A 24,637-nucleotide genomic window follows, 5' to 3' on the forward strand; every position below is an offset into this window, starting at 1 on the left:
CTAAGTTGTAAGACAAGATTATTTTTGTTTATTTTAATACACAATAGAGTGAATAGTCTATAAATTGTTTGAAAAGCACTTTTGTTTCAAATTACCTAAATATCCCCTAAAAAAGAGAAATTTTTAAGTTAATCCTTGATTTTATCATTGTGTTATCTTACCTGCGCAACTTCCTCACCTTGATAAATCCGGAATGCTGGTACGATCGTATCGGAAACAATTTCTTTTCCTTTTTCACGAATGAAGTCTAATTTATAATAGGCATCAAATCTTTGGCTGATTTCTGTTTTCACCAATTCTGGCGGTGTGACGACGATGAATTGGAATTTCAGTTTTTCAGCAACGGCGAAGATTGGGTCAAGGACATGTGCCGATGCAGCCTGTCCGAACGGATTATCACAGACTAAAGGAACCCAGCTTTGATCGGTTTCACTTTTAACGGATAGCAACATCATCATCATCACCATTCGTGCCGATAACTTTTGTCCTCCACTGCCATCCGATTTTGTCTTAGAACCTTGATTAATCGTCTGCCAGGTTGAATAATGCTCTCTTTGCGGTTTCCCGTACATAAAGGCATTATCCGTTCTCATATTATAAACAAGCAGTTCAGGGTATCGATTTCTAAGTGACACAAATAAGATTTGTTCATCACTAATCAACTGTTTGACTTCTTCATCTAACGCTCGATTATGGTCATCAATTAAATCAAATTGTTTGGTTATTTTGTTTATAGCAGCTACAAAATGCTGCTTTAACAGTGGTTCAATATCTTCAGGCTTTTTAGGTAAAATATCTTCCTTTAACTGAACAAGTGGAAACGATCCACGTTCATTTTTCAGTTTCATTTTTGCAACCATGGAACGAATGGCTTCTGAAATGCTCATTACCTTCATGCTTGCACGACTAGCCCAGAAGGTTTGCGCCTTTTCTGCCCTTTCCTTATCGCGTTCCAATTGTTCCAGTCCACTTTGTGAAAAACGCTTCATATTTTTAACAATGCTTTGAATATGTGAATAATGCCTTGTATCCATATGGTCAAGGGTTGTTAATACTTCATTTTTGAAAACAATCTCCCAATCTTTGCCTTCAATTGTAAGCTTTAAGTTACGCAATGATTGATCAATTTTCGCATGCTTTTCTTGGCCTTCTTCTTGGATCGCTTGATGTTCTTCACACCAGGATAAGATACATGCTTTCCCCTGACTCTTAATCTTTTCTACATCATCATTCGTAAATACTCCCGCTTCTTCCTTTAGGATGACGGATAGTGTTAACAAATCTCCTTCATAGCCAGTAATATTATTTTCAGTTTCTTTTTTGCGTTTCTCAGCCTGTTTTACTTCCTCTTTCGCTAACTTCGTTTGGTCTTTAATTTCTACTTCTTTTACCACTAAGTCAAGATCTGCCCATTCTTCAGGCTGTTTTTCATGCTTCTCGACTTTCTTTCCAGACTTTTCACGTTGTTCTGTGGCGTGTTTCAAGGACGTTTCCGCTACGGTTACAGCCGTTCCTTGTTCCCGCTCGTCTTTTTCCGCTGCCTTTGCTTCCTTCTGTGCACTCTGCAGCATGTTTTCTAAAATACTGATTGGTTCAGATGGTTCCGGAACATCTTTCCAATCCTCGTTTTGAGTAGTTAGTTTTTTCTCTAATTTCTTTTGCTGCTTTTGCTCGGTTTCTTTTTTCGCTTGAAGAACAAGTAGTTCTCTAGCTTGTTCTTCTTTTGATTTTTGAAGCTGTTTTAACTCGTCGATATGCCCATTTATCTCTTGTAGTAAATGCAGTGAAAGATGAGGAATCTCTTCACTTTGGTCCGCTTTTTGTTCAGGAGGAAAAACGGCTTCTTCAATAAAGAAGGATAACTCCTTAATATTTTGTTCCGTTGTAAGCTTCCATTCTAAATAGGTTTGATTCCATTGGTTTTGCAGATCAACAATATTTTGATGCTCTTTTGCTATTTCTTGCTGCTGGATAATCAAGGCTTCCTTTTGTTTCTCTTTCTCTAGTTTGACCCGTTTATTTTCTTGGTGAAGCGTTTTTTCTTGGTCAAAAGCCTCTAATGTTTCTACATCTTTTGTCAGCTTTTCTATCCTGGCTTTTGTTTTTTCCAGTTGTTCTTTTAACTCAAGTTGTATTTCTTTTTCTTTCTCTTCTTGTATTTTGATATCCTGTAATTTCGACTCGAGGGAAACAAGAGCGTTTTGCTCCTTCGTGATAGATTTTTCGATATCACTAGAAAGCTCACCTGATAAAAATCGATCGATCTCTTTTAATATACGACGTAACGATATTTCTGTTTTTTCAATTTCAAGGAGAGCATCTTTCTTTTCCTCTATTTGCTTAGCAATCTTTATTTTCCAATTCGTAAATTGGTTTTTATCCGATAAAAGCTCTTTTTCCGTTCCGTTAATGATTACAAAAGATGCCTGATGATGTTCATGGTTCATTTCCTCACGCAAGAAAATTGGAACAGGGCTTTTAAACATTCTTCCGGAAAGAACCTGCTGGTTAATTTTTTGCCATTGCTGGCCGCTTACGACCAAACCATATGGAAGGAGCGGATAGGTGATGAGGGTATTCGCTAATTCCTCTGGACGCAATGATTGAAGAAATTGAGTTCCATAAAACACATCAATTCCAGTCTTCTCATCAATCCATTCCTTCAATTCTTTCACATCATTATTTGCCACCCAGAAAGGCTCATCGTTTAAGGAATGGTCAAGTTGTGTTTCCCAAAGTTCTTTTTTCATCTGTTCGGCCTGTTGGCGGTTTTGATTCAGGATTTCTTCTATTTGTAAGCTATACTTTGATAACAGTGAGTGAGTAAACGGGGATGCGACGTCATCTAACACCCCAAGAAGCCTATCTAATAGTTTTGCTTCTTTTTGCTTTTGCACTTCATTTGCTTGGGATAATTCTTCACATTTTTCTTCCGAAAACTGAATCGATTGGACAAGTGTTCCATGTGAGGTGGCTAACTTGTTTTGCTTTTCACTAGATTCTTTATCTTTCGCTTGCAACTCTACTAATCTTGCTTTTTTCTCGTCAATTTGTTTCATGAAACTTTCGGTCAAGCCTTTTAAGTCATAGCTTAAGCGATCGCCGAATAATTGGATGAGTGCCGCTTCCTTAGACTCAAAGTTATGCATTTGCGTGTAAAGAAAATCAATTTCAGTACTTAGCTGAGCAATGTCTTTTGTCTTTTGTTTATCCTGTTGTGCGTAATCCGTCCCTTTTTTCTTTAAAAACTTTTGATATCCCAAATACTGTTTAACACCGTCTTGTATCGCTAGATAGGATTGCTCCCATTGCTTTTTAGCTTCTTCTTTGATTTCGGCCATTCTTTGATTCACTTGCTCTAAGCCGCTATTTTGTTCCAATGTTGCTATTTGCTGTGACAAAGAGCGAATACTTTGTTCGTTTTCGCTCCACTCCTTTAATAAAGCTTGAAAGACTAGTTGTTCTTTTCGTTCCAGTTTCGCTTTAACAATTTCTTGTAATGAAGCATGTTTAGCTCTTTCTTCGACTAATTTCTTATCCCAATCCATGACCTCTCGGTGAGCTTTTGCAAACTCTAAATTATCTTTTTGATAGCGAAGTTCTGCTTGCCTTATGATTAATTTCTCCATGTCTTTTTCTAAAGTAAGCAAACTTTCCTCTTCCGATTTCTTCAAATGCTGCAGCGCACCAAGCAGTTGTCTTCCTGTCTGTATACTTGCATGAACAATTTCTTTATGTTCTACCCCTTTTGCTAAGTGCTCTTCAAATGGGACAATATCTTCTAAAAATTCTTTATGGGCTTGCTCTCTTTTTAAGAGAACTGGCAGGTCCTTTGCAATACTTGCCTGACTCTTAAAAATCTCTACAAGATCGTTTTTTTGATGTTCGGTTCGATGTAACACTTGACTCACGGTAGGAATGATTCGTTTTTGGAATAAGGAATGGTCATCCTCTGCACCCTCGAAGTATTTTCCAACGCCGCCTTCGTCTTTGTTGATATCCTTCATGATATCCCAGTCTTTACGGTTAATTCCGTATGTATCTAATATGCGATAGTGCTTCTTCGTATCGCGGTAAACGTCATATCCGTTCCATTTTAAATAATCCTTCAAGCTTTCGGTATCAGCAACCTCATCATTTTCAAAAAGTGGAATATGCTCAAGTGCTGCCTCTTCTTTCCGCTCAAATTCTCTGGTGTAAAAGGTAATATTAGGGAGGATCTTTGCTTCCTGCTCCAATGTTTTATTTTCATTACCAGTTTCTTCACTCATGGAGATTCGTTGTTCAGCAGAGAACATTCCACCTGTAATCAGATGCCGGCGATCGGCCCCGTCTAATTCCCATTGAATGAGCACATGAAAGGTATAGGGAATAAATTGCTCTTTATTATTAAAAAAGAATTGCTGATAATATCGATTGTTTTGCTTTCCCCACGAAGTTCCAGGTTTTAGGATTTGGAAGATGGTTTGGAGGAACACACCTTTCCCTCCGCCATTCATCATCGCAATGAGCCCATTTGTTGATGTCTCATCATTATGGAAATTAAACGTGGTATCTTTATATTGCTTTTGCATGCCATCATACTTCAGGTTGACAATTCTAATTCGATGGATTTTCGGCATGCTCATCCTCCTCTGTCGTCATTAACTTTTTAAAAAGTTCATAACGGTCATAATCGTGATACAAGTATTCAATTCGCTCAAATAACTCAGTCTTAGGAATAACCCTAGCGATATCGTCTCGGTCTAGAATGACGATCAGCCCCTCTGTCTCTAATAAGCGCATTGCACCGGCAATTAAACCGATTCTAGTTCGTCGATTTCCTTTTTTTAACCCAAAATCGTCTGTGTCGACCTCCATGTATTTCCATGTAGTCACAACTTCCTTCATATCAATTCGTTCTTCTTCCCCGAAGGTTGGTTGAGTTTTTAGAATGCTCTCCCACTTAATCATAAGGTCGTTGACTTGACGTTCTAATGCGTAAAAGCTTATCCCTTCCCGCTTCGTGCGGATTTTTGCCGCCTGGCTGCGATCAATGGCTGCTAAAAATGACATAATAACAACGCTAATAAGGTGAAAGTGTTTTTTGGTTTCCACTTGTTTATGCTTTTCTTTCAAATGGGTAAAATTCGTGGCAAAGACCGAACCAGTAGGCTGAACCACTAAATGAATACGTTTAGGTGCTTCAATGATATATGTACCGGATTCGTCTGCTAATAAAAGCACTGTCTGTCTTACTTCCGGTTCAAAATAGGTCTGGAAGTGTTCACTATTTTCGTCAATTACTTTATCTTTTAATAGAGTAAAATAGACAGCTGACGCTCTTTTGATGGTTTCTGCATTCATCAATTTTTCTCCTCTATACATATTTTAAAAGGGGTGATTTTCATTCGATACCACTGGAAAGGCTCCGCTCGATGATCAAACATGGTATAGATTTTCAAACCCTCAAACATTTCAAATTGTGGATATTCCTTCATCAGTTTAGAAAGAAGAATTTCCCTTTCATCGCTTAAGGTTTCTTCCTTCCGATGCAGCACTTGAACCTTTAACGGCTTTTTATCGAACATCATCCACAAATCAATCGTTTCCGATTCTTCAAACCATAAATCCTGTACTTCTAATGGAAGCGATTTTATATCCGTTAACGAAAACTCTCCGTTTGTTTGTAAAAATTGAAAAACATAACTCCATGCCTTAATAACAGAATCCCAATTGGTCACTCGGAGAGTAGTTATACTTTCTTCACCCTCATCTTCAACTAATGTCTCGGATATTTGTTTTTCATCGAATTCTTGCTCGCCCCAAATCCAATCGAGCGGCAAAATAAATTCATTCTTCGGTGAAAAAAGAGGTGAAAGGACTTTTTCTATGACCGTAAAGCTTTGAACGCCTTCTTTCATGAACCAATTTTCATAGTAATGCTCTCGAAATGAAACCAAACTGTTTTCCCAAAACAAAGATGGGTTCTCTGCTTTTAATTTCATCTCAAAGGAAATATTTTGAATGACTAACTTCGCAAAACGATCATGTAATTGCCTAGTATGGCCAATCTTTTCTTGGAGAAGAATCAATTCTTTCTGGATAGGATCATCTTCTTCATTCCTGCGTTTCGTTTTATCAATCATACTAGTAATGGTCCGGAAGTGATTTTTTTCTTCTTCAAATTGCTTTTCAATTTCAACACGATTGTCTGCCCGTTGCCATTCTTCTTCAATCAATAAAATTTTGGGATTGTTGATCATTTCCTTTTGAAAAGAGAATTCATTTGCCATTAGGCGGTTTACTCGTGAAATGAGGTGATCGAGGTTTCGCGTAGCTTTTCTAAAATTACCGTTCTTAATCAACTGCATACTATAGAGTTGTTCAATGGTGATGGAGAATTCCTCAGCCATCTCTCTGCTCATAAAAATCATTTCCTGAGCGATATCAGTAAGTTTATAAATAATCGATCCGCCGATTTCTAAATTCGTATATAATTCATCCATGGTCACATATCGAAATGTTTGCGTTTCCCAGGATTGTCTGATTTCATCGTAATATAAGGCTTCAAACGGTCTACTAAACTCTTCTTTTCCCTGATACAAGAGCCCGCTTGTAATCCGTTCAATCTGCTTCTCGTCCGCTAAAAGCTTCATCTGTTTAATAGTATCTTCAACCATGTATTTGATATCTGATTTACGACGATGATCATCATCATTTAATTCTCGATAAAAGATGGTGAGCAGCACCTGCATGAGAATGGTTTGGATATGAGGTTTCAACTCACCTACTTCCATTCCTCTCCCAAGTTCAAACAGTGGATTTAATCGTTGCATTCGCTGTGCGAATCCTTCCCATGATTCGTTCACTGCCATCTCCTCCATGTTTCAATTGTTAACACTTCTTGTGGAATCCGTTTATTTTCCTGCCATAATTGCATTAGTAGGTTTTGCTCTCCTTCGGTAAACCATTGAAAAAAGGCATCACGGTATTTGAAGTTTTGTGTTTGCCCTAGTTTTTGGTCATTCCTTTGTTCTAGACATTCAAGCATTTTACGATAGATTTTCAAGGCAGGCTGAATACAGCAATCCGGGTATTTTTCAATTAGTCGAACGATAATACCGTATCCCTCCGTATCAAGATCCCCCGCATAATAAAAAAGATAGTTGTTGGGTGGAAACATTTTAAAGAAAAAGGAAAAGCTCCGTTCGATTTTCTTCCCTTCACCATAGATTATCAGTTCAGGTTCATAATCAAGAAGATTTGCTTCCAATAACTTAATAGAAGTATGAAAGAAAGATAGATTCTCAACAATCAGTACCCGCTGAATATCTTTTATTTCTTTCCCTTGTTTCATCCAAAATACAAATGGTTCTCCATAATTCAGCATTTTTAGCTTGTCTTCAGATACTCCAATTCTAGTTAAAAAACCTTTTCCCTCAGGAAAGCTTTCATCGTCTAGTAAGAATTTTTCATGACCAAAGAGCTCCAAACTTCTTTCTTCGACTGACACGATTGCTCGTTCCTGGCTAGATTGTATGAAAGCATACACATTCTGGATGCGAACCCATTCGTCTTGCGTCTGCCACTCGGGATGCCGCTCATAAAAGGAAAAATCAAACTGATCACTTAATTTCATCATCGCCAGTCGATCCCATTTGTGTTCCTGAACTTTTATATTAACCCAGTAATATAAAGGTAAAGCTGGTGTTCTGCCATTATATTGATTATTTTGAATAGGAATAAGTTGTCCCTCAGATTGTAATGTTTCAATTGCACGATAAAATAACGAATATCCATCCATTTCGAAATAATCATCCAAAAGCTTGCGCAACTGTAGTTCTAAATCGTTACTATTTATCTTCTTTTTTTGTTTAGGGTGTTGAATATCAGCTATAAAACCTCTCACCCGTGTTTCAATGATGTTGATTGTACTCACCTACTTGCATCTTCTTAGAGTCATATTATAGACCCCTACTATCCGTTTTGGACATCCTTTTATTATAAACTAGTTACGGTGTGGTTGGTAAATGAAATTTTCTTACTATAATAACGAAAACCAAAGAAACCAAAGGGACGGTTCTCCTGGCCACTTTTGGCCAGGAGAACCGTCCCCTTGGTGTTTGTTATTTGTGATCAATAATCGCCCAATAGGCTGGTTTTACATTATATTCTGGATCAAATACAAATGGTGCATCTTTTCCTGATCTTCTGACTACTCTAGCATATGTTGCATTTGTGTTTGTTACTACGTTACCTTCTGCATCATAGTAAACATCTGCACGGTCATTTAACCATGTATGGTTATCGGCAATTCCCCAGAATGTCACATTACTGATTTTATCGCCCAATTTCTCATATAATTTAAATAAACGGTCATAACGGTCTGCTTGATCTATGAATTTCTGTCCTGGAATAGAATCATAGGAAGGATACGCCATTACTGGCCAGCCATACATGCTGACATCAAGCTCAGTAATTTGGTTGTCTAACCCAAGTTCAGCAAACATGTTAATGGTGTCTTCAATTTCTTTTTCAGATGGCCAGCCGATTTGAATGTGAGCCTGATGCCCAACACCATCAATTGGAACGCCTTGCTCTTTTAAACTTTTTACTAGGTTGTAAAGATATGTTCTTTTTGGTGTTACTTCAGAGTTGTAATCATTGATATATAGCTTAGCGTCTTGTGCTGCATATTCTCTTGCTGTTTCAAAAGCAACTTTAATATAATCAGTTCCGGCAATCTGGTACCAGGCTGAATTTCGAAGGCCGCCAGGTTGACTGCCCCATTCATCAATTACCTCATTCACAACATCCCAAGATTTTACATCATCTTTATAACGTGTTACCACTGTTTTAATATGATCACGTAAACGCTGTAATAAAAGCTCTTTGTTTGCGGAGCGTTTTACTGGATCTATCTCATTTGGCATCCATTTTCCTTCTTTATCAGTGAAGAACCAATTTGGCACCTGACTATGCCAAACAAGAGTATGGCCGCGTACTTCCATTCCATTTTCCTTTGCAAATTCCATAATTTTATCAGCTTGTTCAAAGTTATATACGTTTTCTGATGGATGAATGCTACTAGGCTTCATTACATTCTCAGCTACTATACTATTAAAATGACGCTTTAACATTTGTGAGTCTTTTGCATCCAAAAGTTGATATGGCTCAACGGCTGCACCTATGGTGAAAGAATCTTTATATCGTTGGTCCAATTGTGGTGCTGTTAATCCGCTAATACTTGGTTTATTTGAGATATTTGTTTCTGCACCAACTGTCGATCCTACAGGTAATAATAAGGCTAAAGCTAATCCAGAAAGGATAGGTTTACGTAAAACTTTTAGCATATTTCATTCTCCTTTTTAATAAAAAATTTCCATTTTGAAAATGCTTACTAAAATCTCAGAACAAAAGCGGGGAATTAATGGGATGGTAATTTGCATGTTAAAAGGATTCAATTTATGTAATGACGACCTGTTACACAACCTCCTTTATAAATTTCATTTGATAAAGAGATCCCTTTTAGAACTTTCTTCCTTTTCTGAATTCATTTTATCTAAAATAACTTTGTTTAGACACCCAACAAAGTAAAGGTTTTACTTTTATTACTAAAGGGAAAACCAAGGGAAAACCAAGGGGACGGTTCCCCTGGCCACTTTTGGCCAGGAGAACCGTCCCCTTGGTGTTTTTATTTGATCATTCCGTCCTCTACATATATAATTCTTTTCGCCATTGACGCAATACTTTCATCATGAGTAATCATAACGATTGTTTTACCTTCACTATTAAGCTTTTGAATAAAGGATAGCACTTCTCTTCCTGTTTTTTGGTCAAGGGCACCGGTTGGCTCATCTGCCAAGATCAAAGGACATTCGCCGACCAATGCACGTGCGATGGCAACCCGCTGCTGCTGCCCACCAGAGAGCTGGTTAGGACGGTGATGAATTCGATCACTTAGACCCACTCTTGTTAGGGTTTCAGTTGCTTTCTGTTTAGCCATTTTATAACTTTCCCCTCGAAGCAGAAGAGGCAGGGCTACATTATAAAGTGCTGTATATTTAGAAATAAGGTTGAATTTTTGAAAAACGAACCCGATTTTTTCATTTCTGATTCTTGCATAGTTTTTTTCTGAATGCTCTTTAATATTTACTTCATCGAGAAAATAATCTCCGTTGTCAATCGTATCAATAAGACCGATCAAGTTCATCAATGTTGTTTTCCCGGAACCTGATGGACCAAGAATAGCAACGAATTCTCCTTGGTCAACCGTTAATGAGACTTCTTTTAAAACATCGACTTTATTCTCTCCTTTACCATATGACTTATTGATATTTGTCATCTTAATTACCGGTTTTGCCACCTTGTCCACCTTGACTGCCACCACCTGTTCTCGGTTTTCTGATTGTTATTTTCTCGATTGTTTTTCCATCTTCCTGATAGTAAATGGACAATGTGATGCCAGATGTTAATTCATTCAGGCTTATTTCACTTTCAACCATTCCTTCTTCACCCCTGGTCATTGACACAATAGGCGTACCAACAGGAATCACAATGGTTTTCTCTTCCCCTGTATAATTTTTTTCTCTCATTCCTCCGCCACCTGGGGTTCCAGCAGTGGCTCCAGCTGCCGCACCGTTAGTGGTGTCTCCAGCAGGTGCGCTACCTTCGGCTTTATCAGCAGGTTTTTCGCCGCCTGTACCTTTTTCTCTATTCATCGCAGACATATCAGGTATTTCTAAGAGCTTTAACGTTACTTCATTTCCAATAACCTCTGATACTTCGCCGTATACATCAATTTCTCCTAAATCTGTTGAACTCTTACTGGCTTCTTTACTAGTAGTCTCTTCTGTTGTTGCTTGTTCTTCTGAAGCGGCTGCACTTGAACAACCCACAATCGTTAAAATTATCAGTCCAGATGCCAAAATGTTTATTAAGCGTAATTTTTTCAAGATGTTACACTCCTATCAATCATAATTTAATGCTTCAATCGGCTTTAGCTTTGATGCCTTTGCAGCAGGATAGTATCCAAAGAAAATCCCGGTAATCACAGAAAATCCTAATCCTAGAATAATTCCTTCAATGGAAGCTAAATAATTAATTTCTGTAAATGATAGTACCCATGGTGCGACTACACTCAGTAATACCCCTAGCAAACCACCGCACAGACTGATGAATATTGCCTCAAACAAGAACTCAAGCAATATTACCTGCCTTGCTGCACCAATACTTTTGAGAATACCAATCTCACGTGTTCGTTCCTTCACTGCCACCATAAGCACGTTCATAATTCCTATTCCACTAACTATCATGACGATGGCTGCCACCGCTACCAACAAAGCAGACATGGTACTTGACGTCTCCTGTGCTGAAGCTAAAGTACTTCCTGCATCAACGACAGTATACGATTCTGAATCACCTGTGATTTCACCAATATATTGCTTTATTTCTTCGATTGCAGGTTGAACACTATTAATATCGTTTGCCTGAGCAATAATCGTGATCATTCCAGAACCGCCGCCTCCACCTCTAGTCCCACTTGTACCGGTAGTGTACTTTAATGCAACATCATAAGGGATAAATGCCATATCATCTGCTGTCGATGAATTCGCCATAGCGCCTCCGCCGGAACTAATCCCGCCAGATCCGCCTATTCGATTCAAAACACCTGTAACAGTATAAGACGTTCCTTTTAACAAGACTTTTGAACCGACTGCTGCATTGACATCACCCTCGAACAACAAATCGGCTAAATTATAGCCAAGGACGACAACTTTATTTCTTAATAGACCATCTTCATCTGTAAAAATATCTCCACTCAATGGAGTCAAATTGGTAATGGCCGCATAAGCCTCATTGATTCCTTGAATACTTGCGGTTGAAGTGGTTAACCCATTGGCCACTTCTGAAGAAGTACCAATACTGATCCCCACACTCTTAACATTAGTAAGAAGTTCAGACATTTGAAGCGCGTCTTGCTTTGTGAGAGACTTCGATGAGGTTGAGGGGGACATGCCTCTTCCTCCTGCTCCACGCGCCTTTGTAATCGTAATGCTCTCAACAGAAAGTCTCTTAAACTGGTCTTCTACTGCTTTTTCACTGGCTTTTCCGATACCAACAACCATAATGATGGTAAAGGTACCTATTATGATTCCGAGTGATGTCAGGATTACTCTAAACTTATTAGTAGACACGCTGAGCATAACGGAACGTAACTGCTCAACTAATTTCATTGTTGTACACCACCTATGACAACGGTCTCTCCTTCTTTAAGACCTTCAACCACTTCGGTTTGGATTCCATTTGTTAAGCCGCCGGTAATAGCCCTTTTTTCAGGTTCTTCACCAGATGTTTTAACATTTACATATTGCTTACCGTCTTCAACAAATATCGCTTTGTTTGGTACTAGTAGAACATCCGTCTTTTCCTTCTTTAAAAAAGTAATAAAAGCTGTCATTCCATCTTTAATCATTTCATTTGGCTCTGCGAGTTTTCCGGTAACTTCATAGGTAACAACACCTGAACTGTCAATAGATGGAGTATCACTAACAGATACGACTTCACCTGCAACATTTTCAAGCGATACGGAGTCAATGGCCACTCTCATTTGCTGAGTAATTTCAATCCCTGAAATATCTGTCTCTGTAGCTGTAGCTTTCACATAAATAACACTCGGATCTACGATCGTCATAAATGCACTTCCTGATGAAGCTGAATTATTATTGGTTCCGGCCTGACTTCCTGTCACAACTTCACCTACCTTATAGTTAAGGTTCATAATTTCACCATCGATAGGTGCTTTTAGATAAATCTTGTTCAAATTATTTTTTGCTTCCTGAAGTTTGTTTTTTGCCTCTTCTACACTCAATTTAGCGTTCTCAATTGTAGAATTATTGTTTACAAGATTTTGATACTTCTTTTGCTCTAGTTCATATGCCGCTTTTAGAGAAGCATCATCAGGCTTTTCATTCCATTTCGTTTTTGCTTCATCAACCTTTATTTTAGATTCCATCTGATTGATTTCCCTCTGATTCACGGCATCTGTATAATTAGCTTCAGCCTTACTCAATGCATTCTGTGCTTGGGTAAGCGCAAGTTGTAAATCCGTATCATCAAGTTCTGCAAGAATGTCGCCAGCTTTAACTGGTTGTCCTATTACAACATTAATCTTCTTAACCGTACCAGACACTTCAAAATTCAAATTTGTAATCGATCTGCTGATTCTACCATCTGCTGCAAGACCGACTTCCAAATTTCCTTTCACTACTTTCTGCTCGGTCGTTTTTACAGGGACTGCTTCTGCTTCTTTTGTACAACCTGCCATTAAAAACATTCCTAAAGAGCAGGACAGAATAATTGCTATTGCCTTTTTCTTCAAAATGATTCAACCCTTTCCTTGTTAACAATCTACTAGTTTTACTAGCTTTATTTTAGAAACGGTATGTGATGTCTATGTGAAGATTCGATTAATAAATTATTAACGAATTAAAGAATAAAATAGCATTAAAAAACAGCACCTGGATTCAGGAGCTGTTTTGCCTTTATTCTTTATTTAGGGTGAACCAAAATTCAACCCTTTCGTCATGATTGGTAGTTCCATATTTTCCACCATGTGCCTCAATAATCGCTTTTACAATGGTTAATCCGAGTCCCGACCCACCATATTCACGGGTACGAGCTTTATCAATTTTATAAAAGCTGTCCCAAATTTTATCTATCTCATCAGCAGGAATAGGTTTTCCGGAATTGAAAACACGAACAATTACTTTTTCCCCCTGCTCTTCTACTTCAATGATAATTTGTTTTCTATTATCAACGTGATTCATGGCATTTGTAAGATAATTCGTTAATACTTGTTCTATTCTTTCTGGGTCTGCAAATACATCACAATCACCTTCATAAGAAAGTGTTACATGAATCCCTTTCTCGTTAAAGATCAATTTGTATTTTTCAAAACTACCTTCAATCAGTTCTTTTACATTCATCCATTCTTTCTTCATTTGTTTGTATCCACCTTCAACCTGAGAAAGGTCTAAAAGGCTTAGTACTAATCTGTTCATTTTATCCGCTTCGTCAATAATCACATCACAATAAAAATCCTTATCGTCTTTATTTACATTTACCTTTAGCCCCTCAGAATATCCTGCAATGAGCGAAATGGGCGTTTTAAGTTCATGTGATACATTGGCAATTAATTCTTTTCTTGATTGATCAATTCTTTCTTTCATCTCGATATCCTTTTTCAATTGTAGATTAGCGTTTGCCAGTTCATTAAGGGTTTTATCTAACTTTACAGATAGCAAATTGATATTTTTGCAAAGATCACCTATTTCATCATTTGAGTTGACCTCAATTCTTTGTGAAAAGTCCAGATTTGCCATATCAGCGGTTAATTTGCCGATCTTTACGATTGGTTTTGAAATCTTACTAGATACATAAATTATAGTAATTGTTCCGATTACAGTAACCAACAATGATAAATAGAGGATAAAATTACTTGCTGCATGGATGCTGTCTTTCATGGCATCGATGGATGAACTAATTTCTACATAGCCTTCCACACCATCTGGAAGTTTAATGATGGAATATAAACTCAAGAATTCTGTTCCTGTCCTTGGATCTGTACGAGTAACTATCTTTTGTTCTTTTGATAAACTACCAATCTCATCATTTAGATGTTCTTCATGCTTATCCAATAATTTACCAGTGTCCACCGGGACTTTATCCTTACGTTTTAATAGAGCTGTCATAAAAATGACATTGTACTCTTTATCTGTAATAAGGATATTTATATTTTTATTATCCTGCAGTGCTGCAAGGCTTTCTTCATAATTACTCTCTGTAGAAACTATTTGTTGTACTTGGCCAAAACTTTCCTTTAATGATTTCTTTTTTGAAGAAATATAAAAATCCTCAAGAAAGAGGATTCCAAAAAACTGAGTTAGGATGACAAATAGAAGAATAATAGATGTTAGTATAAAAAATAATTTAACCCTTATCGACATCCTCAGCCTTGCACCTCATTCTGTATCCAATTCCTCGGACAGTTTCAATATAATAACTGAATACACCAAGTTTAGCTCGCAGCTGTTTAACATGAGTATCCACCGTTCGAAGGTCACCAAAATAATCGTGATTCCAAACTGCATTTAATATGTTGTCCCTTGATAACGCAATTCCTTCATTTTGAATGAAATATACCAACAAATCGAATTCTTTTGGAGTCATTTCAATAGGTCGTTCATCAATATAGGCTGCATGTTCAATTAAATCGATTGAAAGATTTCTTGATATAATTTTTTCACCACCGATTTTCCCGGTTCTTTTCAATAGATTTTCAACTCTAGCAACGAGAACACTTGGGGAAAATGGTTTGGTTACATAATCGTTTGCACCAAGTTTGAATCCCGTTAATTGGTCAGATTCTTCCGCTTTTGCAGTAAGCATGATAATCGGAACCGAGGATATACTTTTTATTTCTTTTAAAACTTTCCAACCATCCATTTGCGGCATCATTACGTCTAGGATAATGAGATCAATTTTATTTCGATATTCTATAAAGAGGTTAATTGCCTGCTTCCCATCAGTTGCAGTCAACACTCCAAATCCGGAGTTTACTAGAAAGTCGGAAACAAGTTTTCCCAGCCTTATTTCATCATCAGCGATAAGTATTAATGGTTTTTTCACAGTAAATCCCTTTCTAGTTCGTTTGTGGTATGGTTTTATCTTTACCAAAAGATTGTGATGAAATGGTGATGTATGTTCATTTTTGCAACTCATTTTAAAAATATTTATTGATAACTAATAGCTTGCTTTCCCATTTGAATCCATGATTCTTCAAAACTATCTCTTGGAACGGCAGTATATGGTTGATCTGCTAACGGATCGTTTAGATACACATTATTTTCGTCATAGCCTACCACTAATACACTGTGCTCACGATAGGTAATTTGAATTTCCCCGGATGCTGTTTGCCAAGTGGTAAATTCACTTTCTGGCAGCTGAGAAAATCTTGAATTTGTAATGACCCAAACAGGAGAACTATTTTCTATCATATTATAAACAGACTCAATACTTTCGCCTGTTAAATCTATAATTCTCCCTGGTAAATAGGTTTCAGCTAAAGCTGCAATCGGGGCATGGTAAACGCCATATCCAGGATTATCAAACGAATAGATATCCCCAACAAATCCATCATTTGGATTTCCATTTAATCCGTTCGAATCACGAAAAGGAATGGTGGTAATTTCGTTTGCAAGCGTCATTTTGTCCACAGAAACACCCGCATACTGAAGGAGCATTGCTAGACTCGTAACTTCGCAGCCACGTGGTAATTCAGGCATTTGTCGGATATGCGGAACGTTAACTACTTTTCCATCCTGCACCTGACTTACAACTTGAATTTCGTCCGTATTCAGTATTGTATCAGAAGATGATGCAACCGAATTTGAATCAGATATATTCGTAAGTTGTTCTTGGTTTGTTTCCTCTATTTCATTTCTTATTTCTGTAGTAGTGCTAGATTCTGATTTTTGTGCTTGCGCATAATTCACGCCTATGAGTATTCCCATGACGAGTATTAGAATAATTATTTTTAACTTCAAATTTTTTCGCCCCCCTTTTTTGGCAGTAATGTGCATGAATAACTGAATAGCCTTATTATGAGGGCGCAACCTTAAACTTTTCTTAAAAATGAAATTAAAAAAGAGTCAGTCCTCTTTACTAGAAGATTATGATTGTTTATTATGTAACAGATTAGTTTTATACTAGTTAAGAATTGTTTAAGGTAAATAGGGAACAATAGAAGAGTGATAGAAATAGAGGAATAGGAAGAAGAAAGCTCTGCTTAGAAGGAGCCTAGTAAACTTCTAAACGAGAGGAAGAGGCATCATGAAAAGAAATTGGATTAAATGGTTACTTTTTCTAGTTGTTCTAGGGATTAGTACTATTTTTATATTTAGAGAAAACGAAACCAAACCGTCTAAAGCAACAGGCATTAAACAAGACCAAAATGTGCCTCTGCCAACGGAACTCCATCCAATAATAAAGGAACGAAGTGATCAATTAGTCCAACAAGCAGCCAAAAAGGGCATTGTAATTTTGATTACTGACGGTTTTCGCAGTGTAGAGGAGCAGAACACGATTTATGAACAGGGACGTACAGCAGAGGGTAGTATTGTCACGAATGCAAAAGGTGGAGAATCCTATCATAATTATGGGCTTGCGATTGATTTTGCACTTGAAACTCCTTCAGGTGATGTTATTTGGGATCGGCAATATGATGGCAATCAAAATGGAAAGTCCGATTGGTCGGAAGTGGTGAAAATGGCAAAGTCATTAGGATTCGAGTGGGGCGGAGATTGGAAAGATTTTAAAGATTATCCACATTTCCAAATGGACTTTGGACTGACCATTGCAGATTTGCAGAATGGGCAAAGGCCGGATGAATCATCTAGCGTAGCGGAAACGCAGTGATATAGACCAAGGGGACGGTTCTCCTGGCCATTTTTGGCCAGGAGAACCGTCCCCTTGGTTACCCTTGGTTATTATCCAATCAAATATTTGTGAACTTCCTGTGCGACTTCACGGCCTTCATTGATTGCCCAAACGATGAGGCTTTGACCTCTTCTGGCATCGCCTGCAGCGAACACTCCTTTTACGTTGGTTTTAAACTCACCGTACTTTGCAGCAACCTTTTGGTTGACTGCCTCCACACCGAAATGGCTTAATAAAGGCTGTTCAGTACCTTCAAAGCCGATTGCGATAAACACAAACTGAGCTGGCCATACTTTTTCAGTTCCTGGGATTTCTTTAAAATAATAACGACCTTCTTCATCCTTTAACTTCTCCATTTGGATAGTGTGTAGCTCTTTAAGATTTCCATTCTCATCGGCGACAATTTTTTTTGTTTGAATTGAGTATTGGCGTGGATCTTCCCCAAATTTGGTTTCTGCTTCCTTATACGCATAATCCATGGTAAAAACGTTCGGATAAGCTGGCCATAAATTTTCAGCTGTACGTTCACCTGGTAATTGCGGATGCTTGCCGAACTGCACGACGCTCTTGGCTTTTTGACGAAGCGCTGTTGCCACGCAATCGGCACCTGTGTCCCCGCCACCGATAACGATAACGTCTTTATCTTCTACATTAATAAATTTACCATCTTCAAAGTTCGAATCTAATAGACTTTTAGTCGCTAAGGATAAATAATCCATGGCAAAGTGAATTCCTTTTGCTCCACGGCCATCAATTACTAAATCCCGCTGCTTTTGGGCTCCTGTACAAAGGATGACGGCATCGAACTGTGCTTGAAGTTCTGCAGCTGTGACATCTTTACCCACTTCTGTATTCGTAACAAAGTCAATGCCTTCCTGTGTCAATAAACGAACACGACGTTCTACAACTTCTTTTTCAAGCTTCATGTTCGGAATTCCATACATCAGCAAACCACCAGGGCGGTCAGCACGTTCAAAAACCGTTACCGAGTGACCAGCTTGATTAAGCTGATCAGCAGCTGCCAAACCTGCAGGACCTGAACCAATAATGGCGACTTTCTTTCCAGTTCGGGACCTTGGAATCTTTGGTGTGATCCATCCGTTCTCAAAACCTTTATCGATGATTGCTTGTTCAATATTCTTGATTGTTACCGCAGGGTCGGAAATCGCGAGTGTACATGAACCTTCACATGGCGCCGGACAAACCCTTCCTGTAAACTCAGGAAAATTATTTGTTTTCATCAACCGGTCGAGTGCTTCTTTCCAACGGCCGCGATACACTAGATCATTCCATTCTGGAATCAGGTTGTGAATCGGGCAGCCTGATGTGGCTCCTTGAATCTCCATCCCGGTATGACAGAAGGGAACGGAGCAATCCATGCACCGCGCTCCCTGTATTCGTAACTTTTCATCAGAAAAAGGAACACTATACTCCTTCCAATCATTTAAGCGTATCAGTGGATCTCTTTCCCCCACTTTTTCGCGAGAATATTCCATAAATCCAGTTGGTTTCCCCATTGTGCCTCTCTCCTTTCTTAGCGGTTTGCAGCTTCCTGCTGTTTAGATGGTTTTGGTTTTGTAGAGGAATTCGCTAAAAAGGCGCTCATTACTGCTTCTTCTTCCGATAATCCTGCTAATTTTTGCTCTTCAATCAAATGAATCATCCGTTTATAATCCTTTGGAATGACCTTGACAAATTTTCTCACACATTCTTTCCAGTTCTCTAGAACACAGCTAGCCTTTACACTTTGCGTGTAACGGAAATGGTTTTCGATTAACTGTTTTAGCTCATCCTGCTCTTCAGCAGTTGATACGGATTCAAATTCAATTAATTCTTGATTACACAAATGCTTAAATGCATTCTTGTCTTCTGCTAAAACGTAGGCAATACCGCCAGACATTCCTGCTGCAAAGTTTTTGCCAACATCACCTAAGACAACCACTCGTCCGCCAGTCATATACTCACAGCCATGGTCACCAATTCCTTCAACCACTACATTTACCCCGCTGTTACGAACAGCAAAACGTTCCCCAGCACGACCGTTAATATAAGCCTCACCGCTTGTTGACCCGATAAAAGCGACATTTCCTGCGATGACATTTTCGCCTGAAGCAATTTTGGTATGCTCATCTGCTCTGACGATAATTTTTCCGCCAGATAGACCTTTACCTACATAATCGTTGGCATCCCCGGTAAGATGGAGTGTCATGCCTTTCGGTACAAAGGCACCAAAACTTTGTCCGGCAGAACCGGTAAAGCGTAAGGTAATGGTATCCTCCGGAAGACCGTCCTCACCATACTGTTTGGAAATTTCACTTCCAACGATGGTTCCAACCACACGATTGATATTCGTAATAGGGAAACTTAAATCTACCGGTGTCCCCTGCTGCAAAGCTGGTTGAACAGCTGGAAGAATTTCTTTGATATCAAGCGATTCGTTAATTCTATGATTTTGTGGACGTTTAAAGGTGCGCTGTCCTTCAGGCTTGTAAAGCAATGCAGTTAAATCTAAATGCTGCGCCTTCCAATGTGCTTTTGCCCGCTCACTTACCGTTAATACATCTGTGCTCCCGACCATTTCCTCAACAGTTCTGAAACCAAGCTCAGCCATAATCTCACGCACTTCTTGTGCAATGAAACGCATAAAGTTAACGATATAATCCGCTTCACCCGTGAACTTTCTGCGAAGCTCAGGGTTTTGAGTAGCAATTCCAACTGGACATGTATCCAAATGACATACACGCATCATGACGCAGCCCAGAACAACCAGCGGTGCGGTTGCAAAACCAAATTCCTCTGCTCCGAGCAAAGCCGCCATAACAACGTCCTTGCCAGTCATTAATTTCCCATCTGTTTCAAGCACAACCCGCTCGCGCAAACCATTCAGCATAAGCGTTTGGTGTGCCTCTGCTAAACCAAGTTCCCACGGCAATCCGGCGTGCTGAATGCTCGTTTTTGGCGATGCACCCGTTCCGCCATCATAACCACTGATAACAATAACATCGGCTACTGCTTTTGCAACACCTGCAGCAATGGTTCCGACACCGCCTTTTGAAACAAGCTTTACGCTAATACGAGCATCACGATTGGCATTTTTCAAATCATGAATCAACTGTGCCAAATCTTCAATGGAGTAAATATCATGGTGCGGCGGCGGTGAAATTAAGCTGACTCCTGGCGTTGCTCCACGAACGTCGGCAACCCATGGATAAACCTTTGTACCCATCAACTGGCCGCCTTCACCAGGCTTTGCACCTTGTGCCATTTTAATTTGCAGTTCTTCGGCATTAACAAGATAATGACTCTTTACACCAAAACGGCCAGAAGCAACCTGTTTAATCGCACTTCCTCTGTTGTCACCATTTTCATCGATACCAAACCGGCTTGAATCTTCCCCGCCTTCACCGGAATTGCTTTTTCCACCTAAGCGGTTCATGGCAATCGCTAATGTTTCATGCGCTTCCTTACTGATAGATCCGAACGACATCGCTCCTGTTTTAAAGCGTCGGACGATTGAATCAACGGATTCTACTTCTTCCATCGGCACAGATGGACGTGTTCCGTTAAAGGTAAATAAGTTGCGTAAGAAACCAAGTCTTTCTTCATTTGCCTGTGTCGAGTATTTTTTAAATAATTCATAATCACCGTTACGGCAAGCCCATTGCAATGTATGGATGGTTCCAGGATTAAAGGCATGGTGTTCTCCATCATGTCTCCATTGGAAGTTACTTCCTGATTCTAATGTCTTATCAGCCAATTCACTATAAGCTTCCCTGTGTCGAAGATTCGCTTCTTTGGCAATTGTATCTAAACCAATTCCCCCAAGTTGGGAAACCGTGCCAGTAAAGTAAGTGTCAATAACATCAGAACTGATTCCGACTGCTTCAAAAATTTGCGCACCACGGTAGCTCTGCACGGTTGAAATTCCCATTTTGGACATGACCTTCACTACACCCTCAGTCATGGCATAAATATACTTCTTAACCGCTTCTTGATAAGAGAACGGCATCGTACCTTCCCTGATTGCTTGTTGATAGGTAGCGAACGCAAGATAAGGGTTTATTGCGTCAACACCATATCCAAGCAGCACCGCAAAATGGTGTACTTCTCTTACTTCCCCTGTTTCAATAATAATACTTGCTTTCGTTCTTAATCCTTCACGAATCAAATGTTGATGCAGGGTGCTCGCTGCCAATAAAGATGGAATGGCTACCTCTGTTGCATTCATTTTTCGGTCTGATAGGATAATTAAACTGGTACCGCCTGCTATTGCTTTGTCTGCTTGACGGCAAATTTCATTAAGGCTCTTCTCTAAATTCTCTGTGAACAAGATGTCGATTACATTGCTTTTAAATGATTCGCTGGTCTTAATTTCTTCAAGTTGAATATTAGTAAGGATTGGTGTCTCCAACTGAATCCGACGACAATTTTCTGCCGATGGATGAAGTAAATTCCCTTCTGCTCCTAAATAGGAAATGGCGGAAGTAACAATTGCTTCACGAATCGCGTCAACCGGCGGATTGGTTACTTGTGCAAATAATTGCTTAAAGTAGTTAAACAAGTTTTGTGGCCGGTCTGATAAAACTGCAAGAGGCATATCATTTCCCATCGCTCCAAGCGGATCTTTGCCCTCAGATACTGCTGGAAGGATATATTTTTGAATATCTTCATACGTATATCCAAAGGCTTTTTGAAGGACAAGTAAATCTGCTAAATTTTCTCCCTCAGACTCTTCTCTGTCTTCCAGTTGAACAAGTTGATCATTTAACCATTGCTGATATGGCAGCTCCTGTGCCAACTGTGATTTTATTTCCTCGTCGGAGATTATTCGTCCTTCTTCTAAATCAATCAAAAGCATTTTTCCAGGACGCAGGCGCTCTTTGTACAATACTTTTTCCGGCTCTATATCAATGACACCAACCTCTGATGAAAAAATAATGTAGTCATCGTCTGTAACATAATACCGGGCCGGACGAAGACCGTTCCGATCCAAAATAGCTCCAATTTGTTTGCCGTCCGTAAAAGAAATAGCTGACGGCCCATCCCATGGCTCCATTAATGTACTGTGGTATTCATAGAAAGCTCGCTTTTCTTCAGTGATATGAGGATTTTCAGACCATGGCTCAGGAACAAGCATCATGGCTGCATGCGCAGGTTTTCGGCCGGCAAGCACTAAAAATTCCAGCGCATTGTCTAAAATGGAAGAATCACTTCCATCTGTATCGAGGATTGGCAGTACTTTTTTCAAATCCGCTCCAAACGCCGCTGATACAAATTGACTTTCTCGCGCCTTCATCCAATGAATGTTTCCCTGAAGTGTATTTATCTCACCATTGTGAATTAAATAACGGTTAGGATGTGCTCTTTCCCAGCTTGGAAAGGTGTTTGTACTAAAGCGTGAATGCACTAATGCAAACGCAGAGACAAAATTCTCATCCTGCAAATCCAAATAAAACTGATCTACTTGTTCAGGCGTTAATAGCCCTTTGTAAACAATCGTTCTGCTCGAAAGACTAGCAAAATAAAAACGAAATCCTGAAGCCATTGCCCATTTTTCGGCAAGTTTGCGAATTACGTATAATTTGCGTTCAAACGCTAGTGAATCCGCACCTTTTTCGTTGTCAGCAACAAACAACTGGCGAATGACAGGACAACTTTCCTGCGCCGTTATCCCTATTGATTCAGTATTGACCGGAACCGTTCTCCAGCCAAGCACCCTATGCCCCTCTAGTTCGACCATTTTATTGATATATGATTCAATTGCTTCGCGTTCACCATCATTCTTTGAGAAAAACAGCATCCCCACACCGTATTTCCCTTTTTCAGGAAAGTTTATCGTTGAACATTCTTTGCGGAAAAATAGATCCGGTATTTGAACCATAAGTCCCGCGCCATCGCCTGTTAGCGGGTCACTTCCCTGCCCGCCGCGATGATCCAATTGACAAAGCATTTTTAGCCCTTTTGCCACAATATCATGTGTGGAGATTCCTTTTATGTGAGCATACAAGCCGATTCCACAAGCATCATGTTCAAATTCTGGACGGTAGAGACCTTGTGCTTTTGGTAGTTGATGAAACGTCATATCCAATCTCTCCCTGTAAGTTAAATTGTCGAAATATTATATGACCTATTTTAGGTTTTCTAATTGATACAAACAATATATAATTTATATCAAATCAATCTAATTCTTATATCAATGAAAGGTGGAATAGCATTGGAACTTCGTCAATTACGCTATTTAATCGAAGTTGCGGAACGGCAGCATGTTACAGAGGCAGCTGATAATTTAAACGTGGCACAATCTGCCGTTAGTTATCAAATTACCAAGCTAGAAGAGGAGCTGGGAGTTAAGTTATTAGAAAAGGTTGGGAGGAACATTAAGATTACACAGGTCGGAAAAATCTTTTTGCAATTTGCTAAAAGTGCTTTAGACACATTAGAAGAAGGAAAGGAAAAAGTAGAAGAATATCTCAATCCACTAGGAGGAACGCTTCATATTGGATATCCTTCAAGTCTTTCTATCTATTGGCTTCCAACTCTTATTTCAGCTTATAAGGAAGTTGCGCCTAATGTTAATTTCCATTTGCGGCATGGCTCGTATGCCTACTTAATCAATGCGGTTAAAAAAGGTGAAATCGATTTAGCCTTTCTCGGCCCAGTCCCTATGAAGGAACCTGATCTTGAGGCTAAGATTTTATTTATGGAAAATATCGTTGCCTTGCTTCCTGAGCATCACCCCTTGGCGGATAGAAAAAGTCTCTATTTAAGTGACTTGCGAACCGATCGATTCGTCTTATTTCCAGATGGGTATGTCCTTCGAAAGATTGCTGTAGATGCTTGTCATGAGGCTGGCTTTCAACCGAACATTGCATCTGAAGGGGAGGATATGGATGCTCTAAAAGGACTTGTTTCCGCAGGAATCGGCGTTAGCCTATTACCTGAAAGTACTTTCTATGACTCTGTTCCCCGGTTCACCGTCAAAGTACCGATAGAAATGCCAAAAGCAATGCGTACAGTTGGAATTATTACTCCGAAACACCGAGAAATTGCACCATCCGAAAAGAATTTCTATCAATTCCTTATCCAATATTTCAGCAGGTTGGAACAATATAAATTATAGACCGAGGGGACGGTTCTCCCGGCCCTTTTGGGCCAG

At 39.1% G+C, this 24,637-nt stretch carries 16 protein-coding genes; 2 read left to right on the forward strand and 14 right to left on the reverse strand.

Annotated features, from left to right (window positions below):
- Positions 1–152: 152 nt before the first annotated feature.
- The 12 genes from QUG14_RS08495 to QUG14_RS08550 form a co-directional block, all read right to left on the reverse strand.
- Positions 153–4,622, reverse strand: coding sequence for a hypothetical protein (locus tag QUG14_RS08495; protein WP_289340075.1), 4,470 nt, complete (start codon positions 4,620–4,622; stop codon positions 153–155).
- Positions 4,600–5,346 carry a DUF6063 family protein gene (locus QUG14_RS08500; protein ID WP_289340076.1) on the reverse strand — a complete coding sequence of 249 codons (747 nt, stop codon included), beginning with the start codon at positions 5,344–5,346 and terminating at the stop codon, positions 4,600–4,602. Before QUG14_RS08500 ends, QUG14_RS08495 begins: the two co-directional genes overlap by 23 nt.
- Positions 5,346–6,857 (reverse strand): hypothetical protein, encoded by a 1,512-nt coding sequence (locus QUG14_RS08505; RefSeq protein WP_289340077.1) that lies wholly within the window; start codon positions 6,855–6,857, stop codon positions 5,346–5,348. The genes QUG14_RS08500 and QUG14_RS08505 overlap by 1 nt, the downstream gene beginning before the upstream one ends.
- Positions 6,848–7,921: a Wadjet anti-phage system protein JetD domain-containing protein gene (locus tag QUG14_RS08510; RefSeq protein ID WP_289340078.1), complete on the reverse strand. Its 1,074-nt coding sequence runs from the start codon at positions 7,919–7,921 to the stop codon at positions 6,848–6,850. The genes QUG14_RS08505 and QUG14_RS08510 overlap by 10 nt, the downstream gene beginning before the upstream one ends.
- Before the next feature lie 187 nt (positions 7,922–8,108).
- Positions 8,109–9,335, reverse strand: coding sequence for an endo-1,4-beta-xylanase (locus tag QUG14_RS08515; protein ID WP_289340079.1), 1,227 nt, complete (start codon positions 9,333–9,335; stop codon positions 8,109–8,111).
- 341 nt (positions 9,336–9,676) lie between these two features.
- A complete protein-coding gene (locus QUG14_RS08520) occupies positions 9,677–10,348 on the reverse strand; it encodes an ABC transporter ATP-binding protein (RefSeq protein ID WP_289340080.1) in 672 nt (223 codons plus the stop codon).
- A complete protein-coding gene (locus QUG14_RS08525) occupies positions 10,329–10,937 on the reverse strand; it encodes a hypothetical protein (RefSeq protein ID WP_289340081.1) in 609 nt (202 codons plus the stop codon). The genes QUG14_RS08520 and QUG14_RS08525 overlap by 20 nt, the downstream gene beginning before the upstream one ends.
- A gap of 15 nt (positions 10,938–10,952) precedes the next feature.
- A complete protein-coding gene (locus tag QUG14_RS08530; protein ID WP_289340082.1) occupies positions 10,953–12,218 on the reverse strand; it encodes an ABC transporter permease in 1,266 nt (421 codons plus the stop codon).
- Entirely contained in the window at positions 12,215–13,363 is a 1,149-nt protein-coding gene (locus QUG14_RS08535; protein ID WP_289340083.1) for an efflux RND transporter periplasmic adaptor subunit, read from the reverse strand. Before QUG14_RS08535 ends, QUG14_RS08530 begins: the two co-directional genes overlap by 4 nt.
- Positions 13,364–13,526: 163 nt before the next feature.
- Entirely contained in the window at positions 13,527–14,990 is a 1,464-nt protein-coding gene (locus QUG14_RS08540; protein ID WP_289340084.1) for a HAMP domain-containing sensor histidine kinase, read from the reverse strand.
- Positions 14,974–15,672 carry a response regulator transcription factor gene (locus tag QUG14_RS08545; RefSeq protein ID WP_289340085.1) on the reverse strand — a complete coding sequence of 233 codons (699 nt, stop codon included), beginning with the start codon at positions 15,670–15,672 and terminating at the stop codon, positions 14,974–14,976. The genes QUG14_RS08540 and QUG14_RS08545 overlap by 17 nt, the downstream gene beginning before the upstream one ends.
- A 104-nt stretch (positions 15,673–15,776) precedes the next feature.
- A complete protein-coding gene (locus tag QUG14_RS08550) occupies positions 15,777–16,589 on the reverse strand; it encodes a C39 family peptidase (protein WP_289340086.1) in 813 nt (270 codons plus the stop codon).
- Between the two features lie 286 nt (positions 16,590–16,875).
- Between QUG14_RS08550 and QUG14_RS08555 the strand changes: the two genes are divergently transcribed.
- Entirely contained in the window at positions 16,876–17,460 is a 585-nt protein-coding gene (locus tag QUG14_RS08555; protein WP_289340087.1) for a M15 family metallopeptidase, read from the forward strand.
- 71 nt (positions 17,461–17,531) lie between these two features.
- Here the strand turns inward: QUG14_RS08555 and gltD are convergent, their stop codons facing one another.
- Complete coding sequence (gene gltD, locus QUG14_RS08560; protein ID WP_289340088.1) at positions 17,532–18,998, reverse strand: glutamate synthase small subunit; 1,467 nt, start codon at positions 18,996–18,998, stop codon at positions 17,532–17,534.
- A 17-nt stretch (positions 18,999–19,015) separates the two neighbouring features.
- Positions 19,016–23,563: a glutamate synthase large subunit gene (gene gltB / locus QUG14_RS08565; RefSeq protein ID WP_289340089.1), complete on the reverse strand. Its 4,548-nt coding sequence runs from the start codon at positions 23,561–23,563 to the stop codon at positions 19,016–19,018.
- Positions 23,564–23,695: 132 nt separating this feature from the next.
- Between gltB and gltC the strand changes: the two genes are divergently transcribed.
- A complete protein-coding gene (gene gltC / locus QUG14_RS08570; RefSeq protein WP_289340090.1) occupies positions 23,696–24,601 on the forward strand; it encodes a glutamate biosynthesis transcriptional regulator GltC in 906 nt (301 codons plus the stop codon).
- Positions 24,602–24,637: the final 36 nt, after the last annotated feature.

Source organism: Neobacillus sp. CF12 (assembly GCF_030348765.1).
Taxonomy (GTDB): Bacteria; Bacillota; Bacilli; order Bacillales; family Cytobacillaceae; genus Neobacillus.

Bases quoted from the DNA above. Each gene is read 5' to 3' on its own strand.
- QUG14_RS08495 (WP_289340075.1), bottom strand. From the start codon at position 4,622: ATGCCGAAAATCCATCGAATTAGAATTGTCAACCTGAAGTATGATGGC.
- QUG14_RS08500 (WP_289340076.1), bottom strand. From the start codon at position 5,346: ATGAATGCAGAAACCATCAAAAGAGCGTCAGCTGTCTATTTTACTCTA.
- QUG14_RS08505 (WP_289340077.1), bottom strand. From the start codon at position 6,857: ATGGCAGTGAACGAATCATGGGAAGGATTCGCACAGCGAATGCAACGA.
- QUG14_RS08515 (WP_289340079.1), bottom strand. From the start codon at position 9,335: ATGCTAAAAGTTTTACGTAAACCTATCCTTTCTGGATTAGCTTTAGCC.
- QUG14_RS08530 (WP_289340082.1), bottom strand. From the start codon at position 12,218: ATGAAATTAGTTGAGCAGTTACGTTCCGTTATGCTCAGCGTGTCTACT.
- QUG14_RS08540 (WP_289340084.1), bottom strand. From the start codon at position 14,990: ATGTCGATAAGGGTTAAATTATTTTTTATACTAACATCTATTATTCTT.
- QUG14_RS08555 (WP_289340087.1), top strand. From the start codon at position 16,876: ATGAAAAGAAATTGGATTAAATGGTTACTTTTTCTAGTTGTTCTAGGG.
- gltD (WP_289340088.1), bottom strand. From the start codon at position 18,998: ATGGGGAAACCAACTGGATTTATGGAATATTCTCGCGAAAAAGTGGGG.
- gltB (WP_289340089.1), bottom strand. From the start codon at position 23,563: ATGACGTTTCATCAACTACCAAAAGCACAAGGTCTCTACCGTCCAGAA.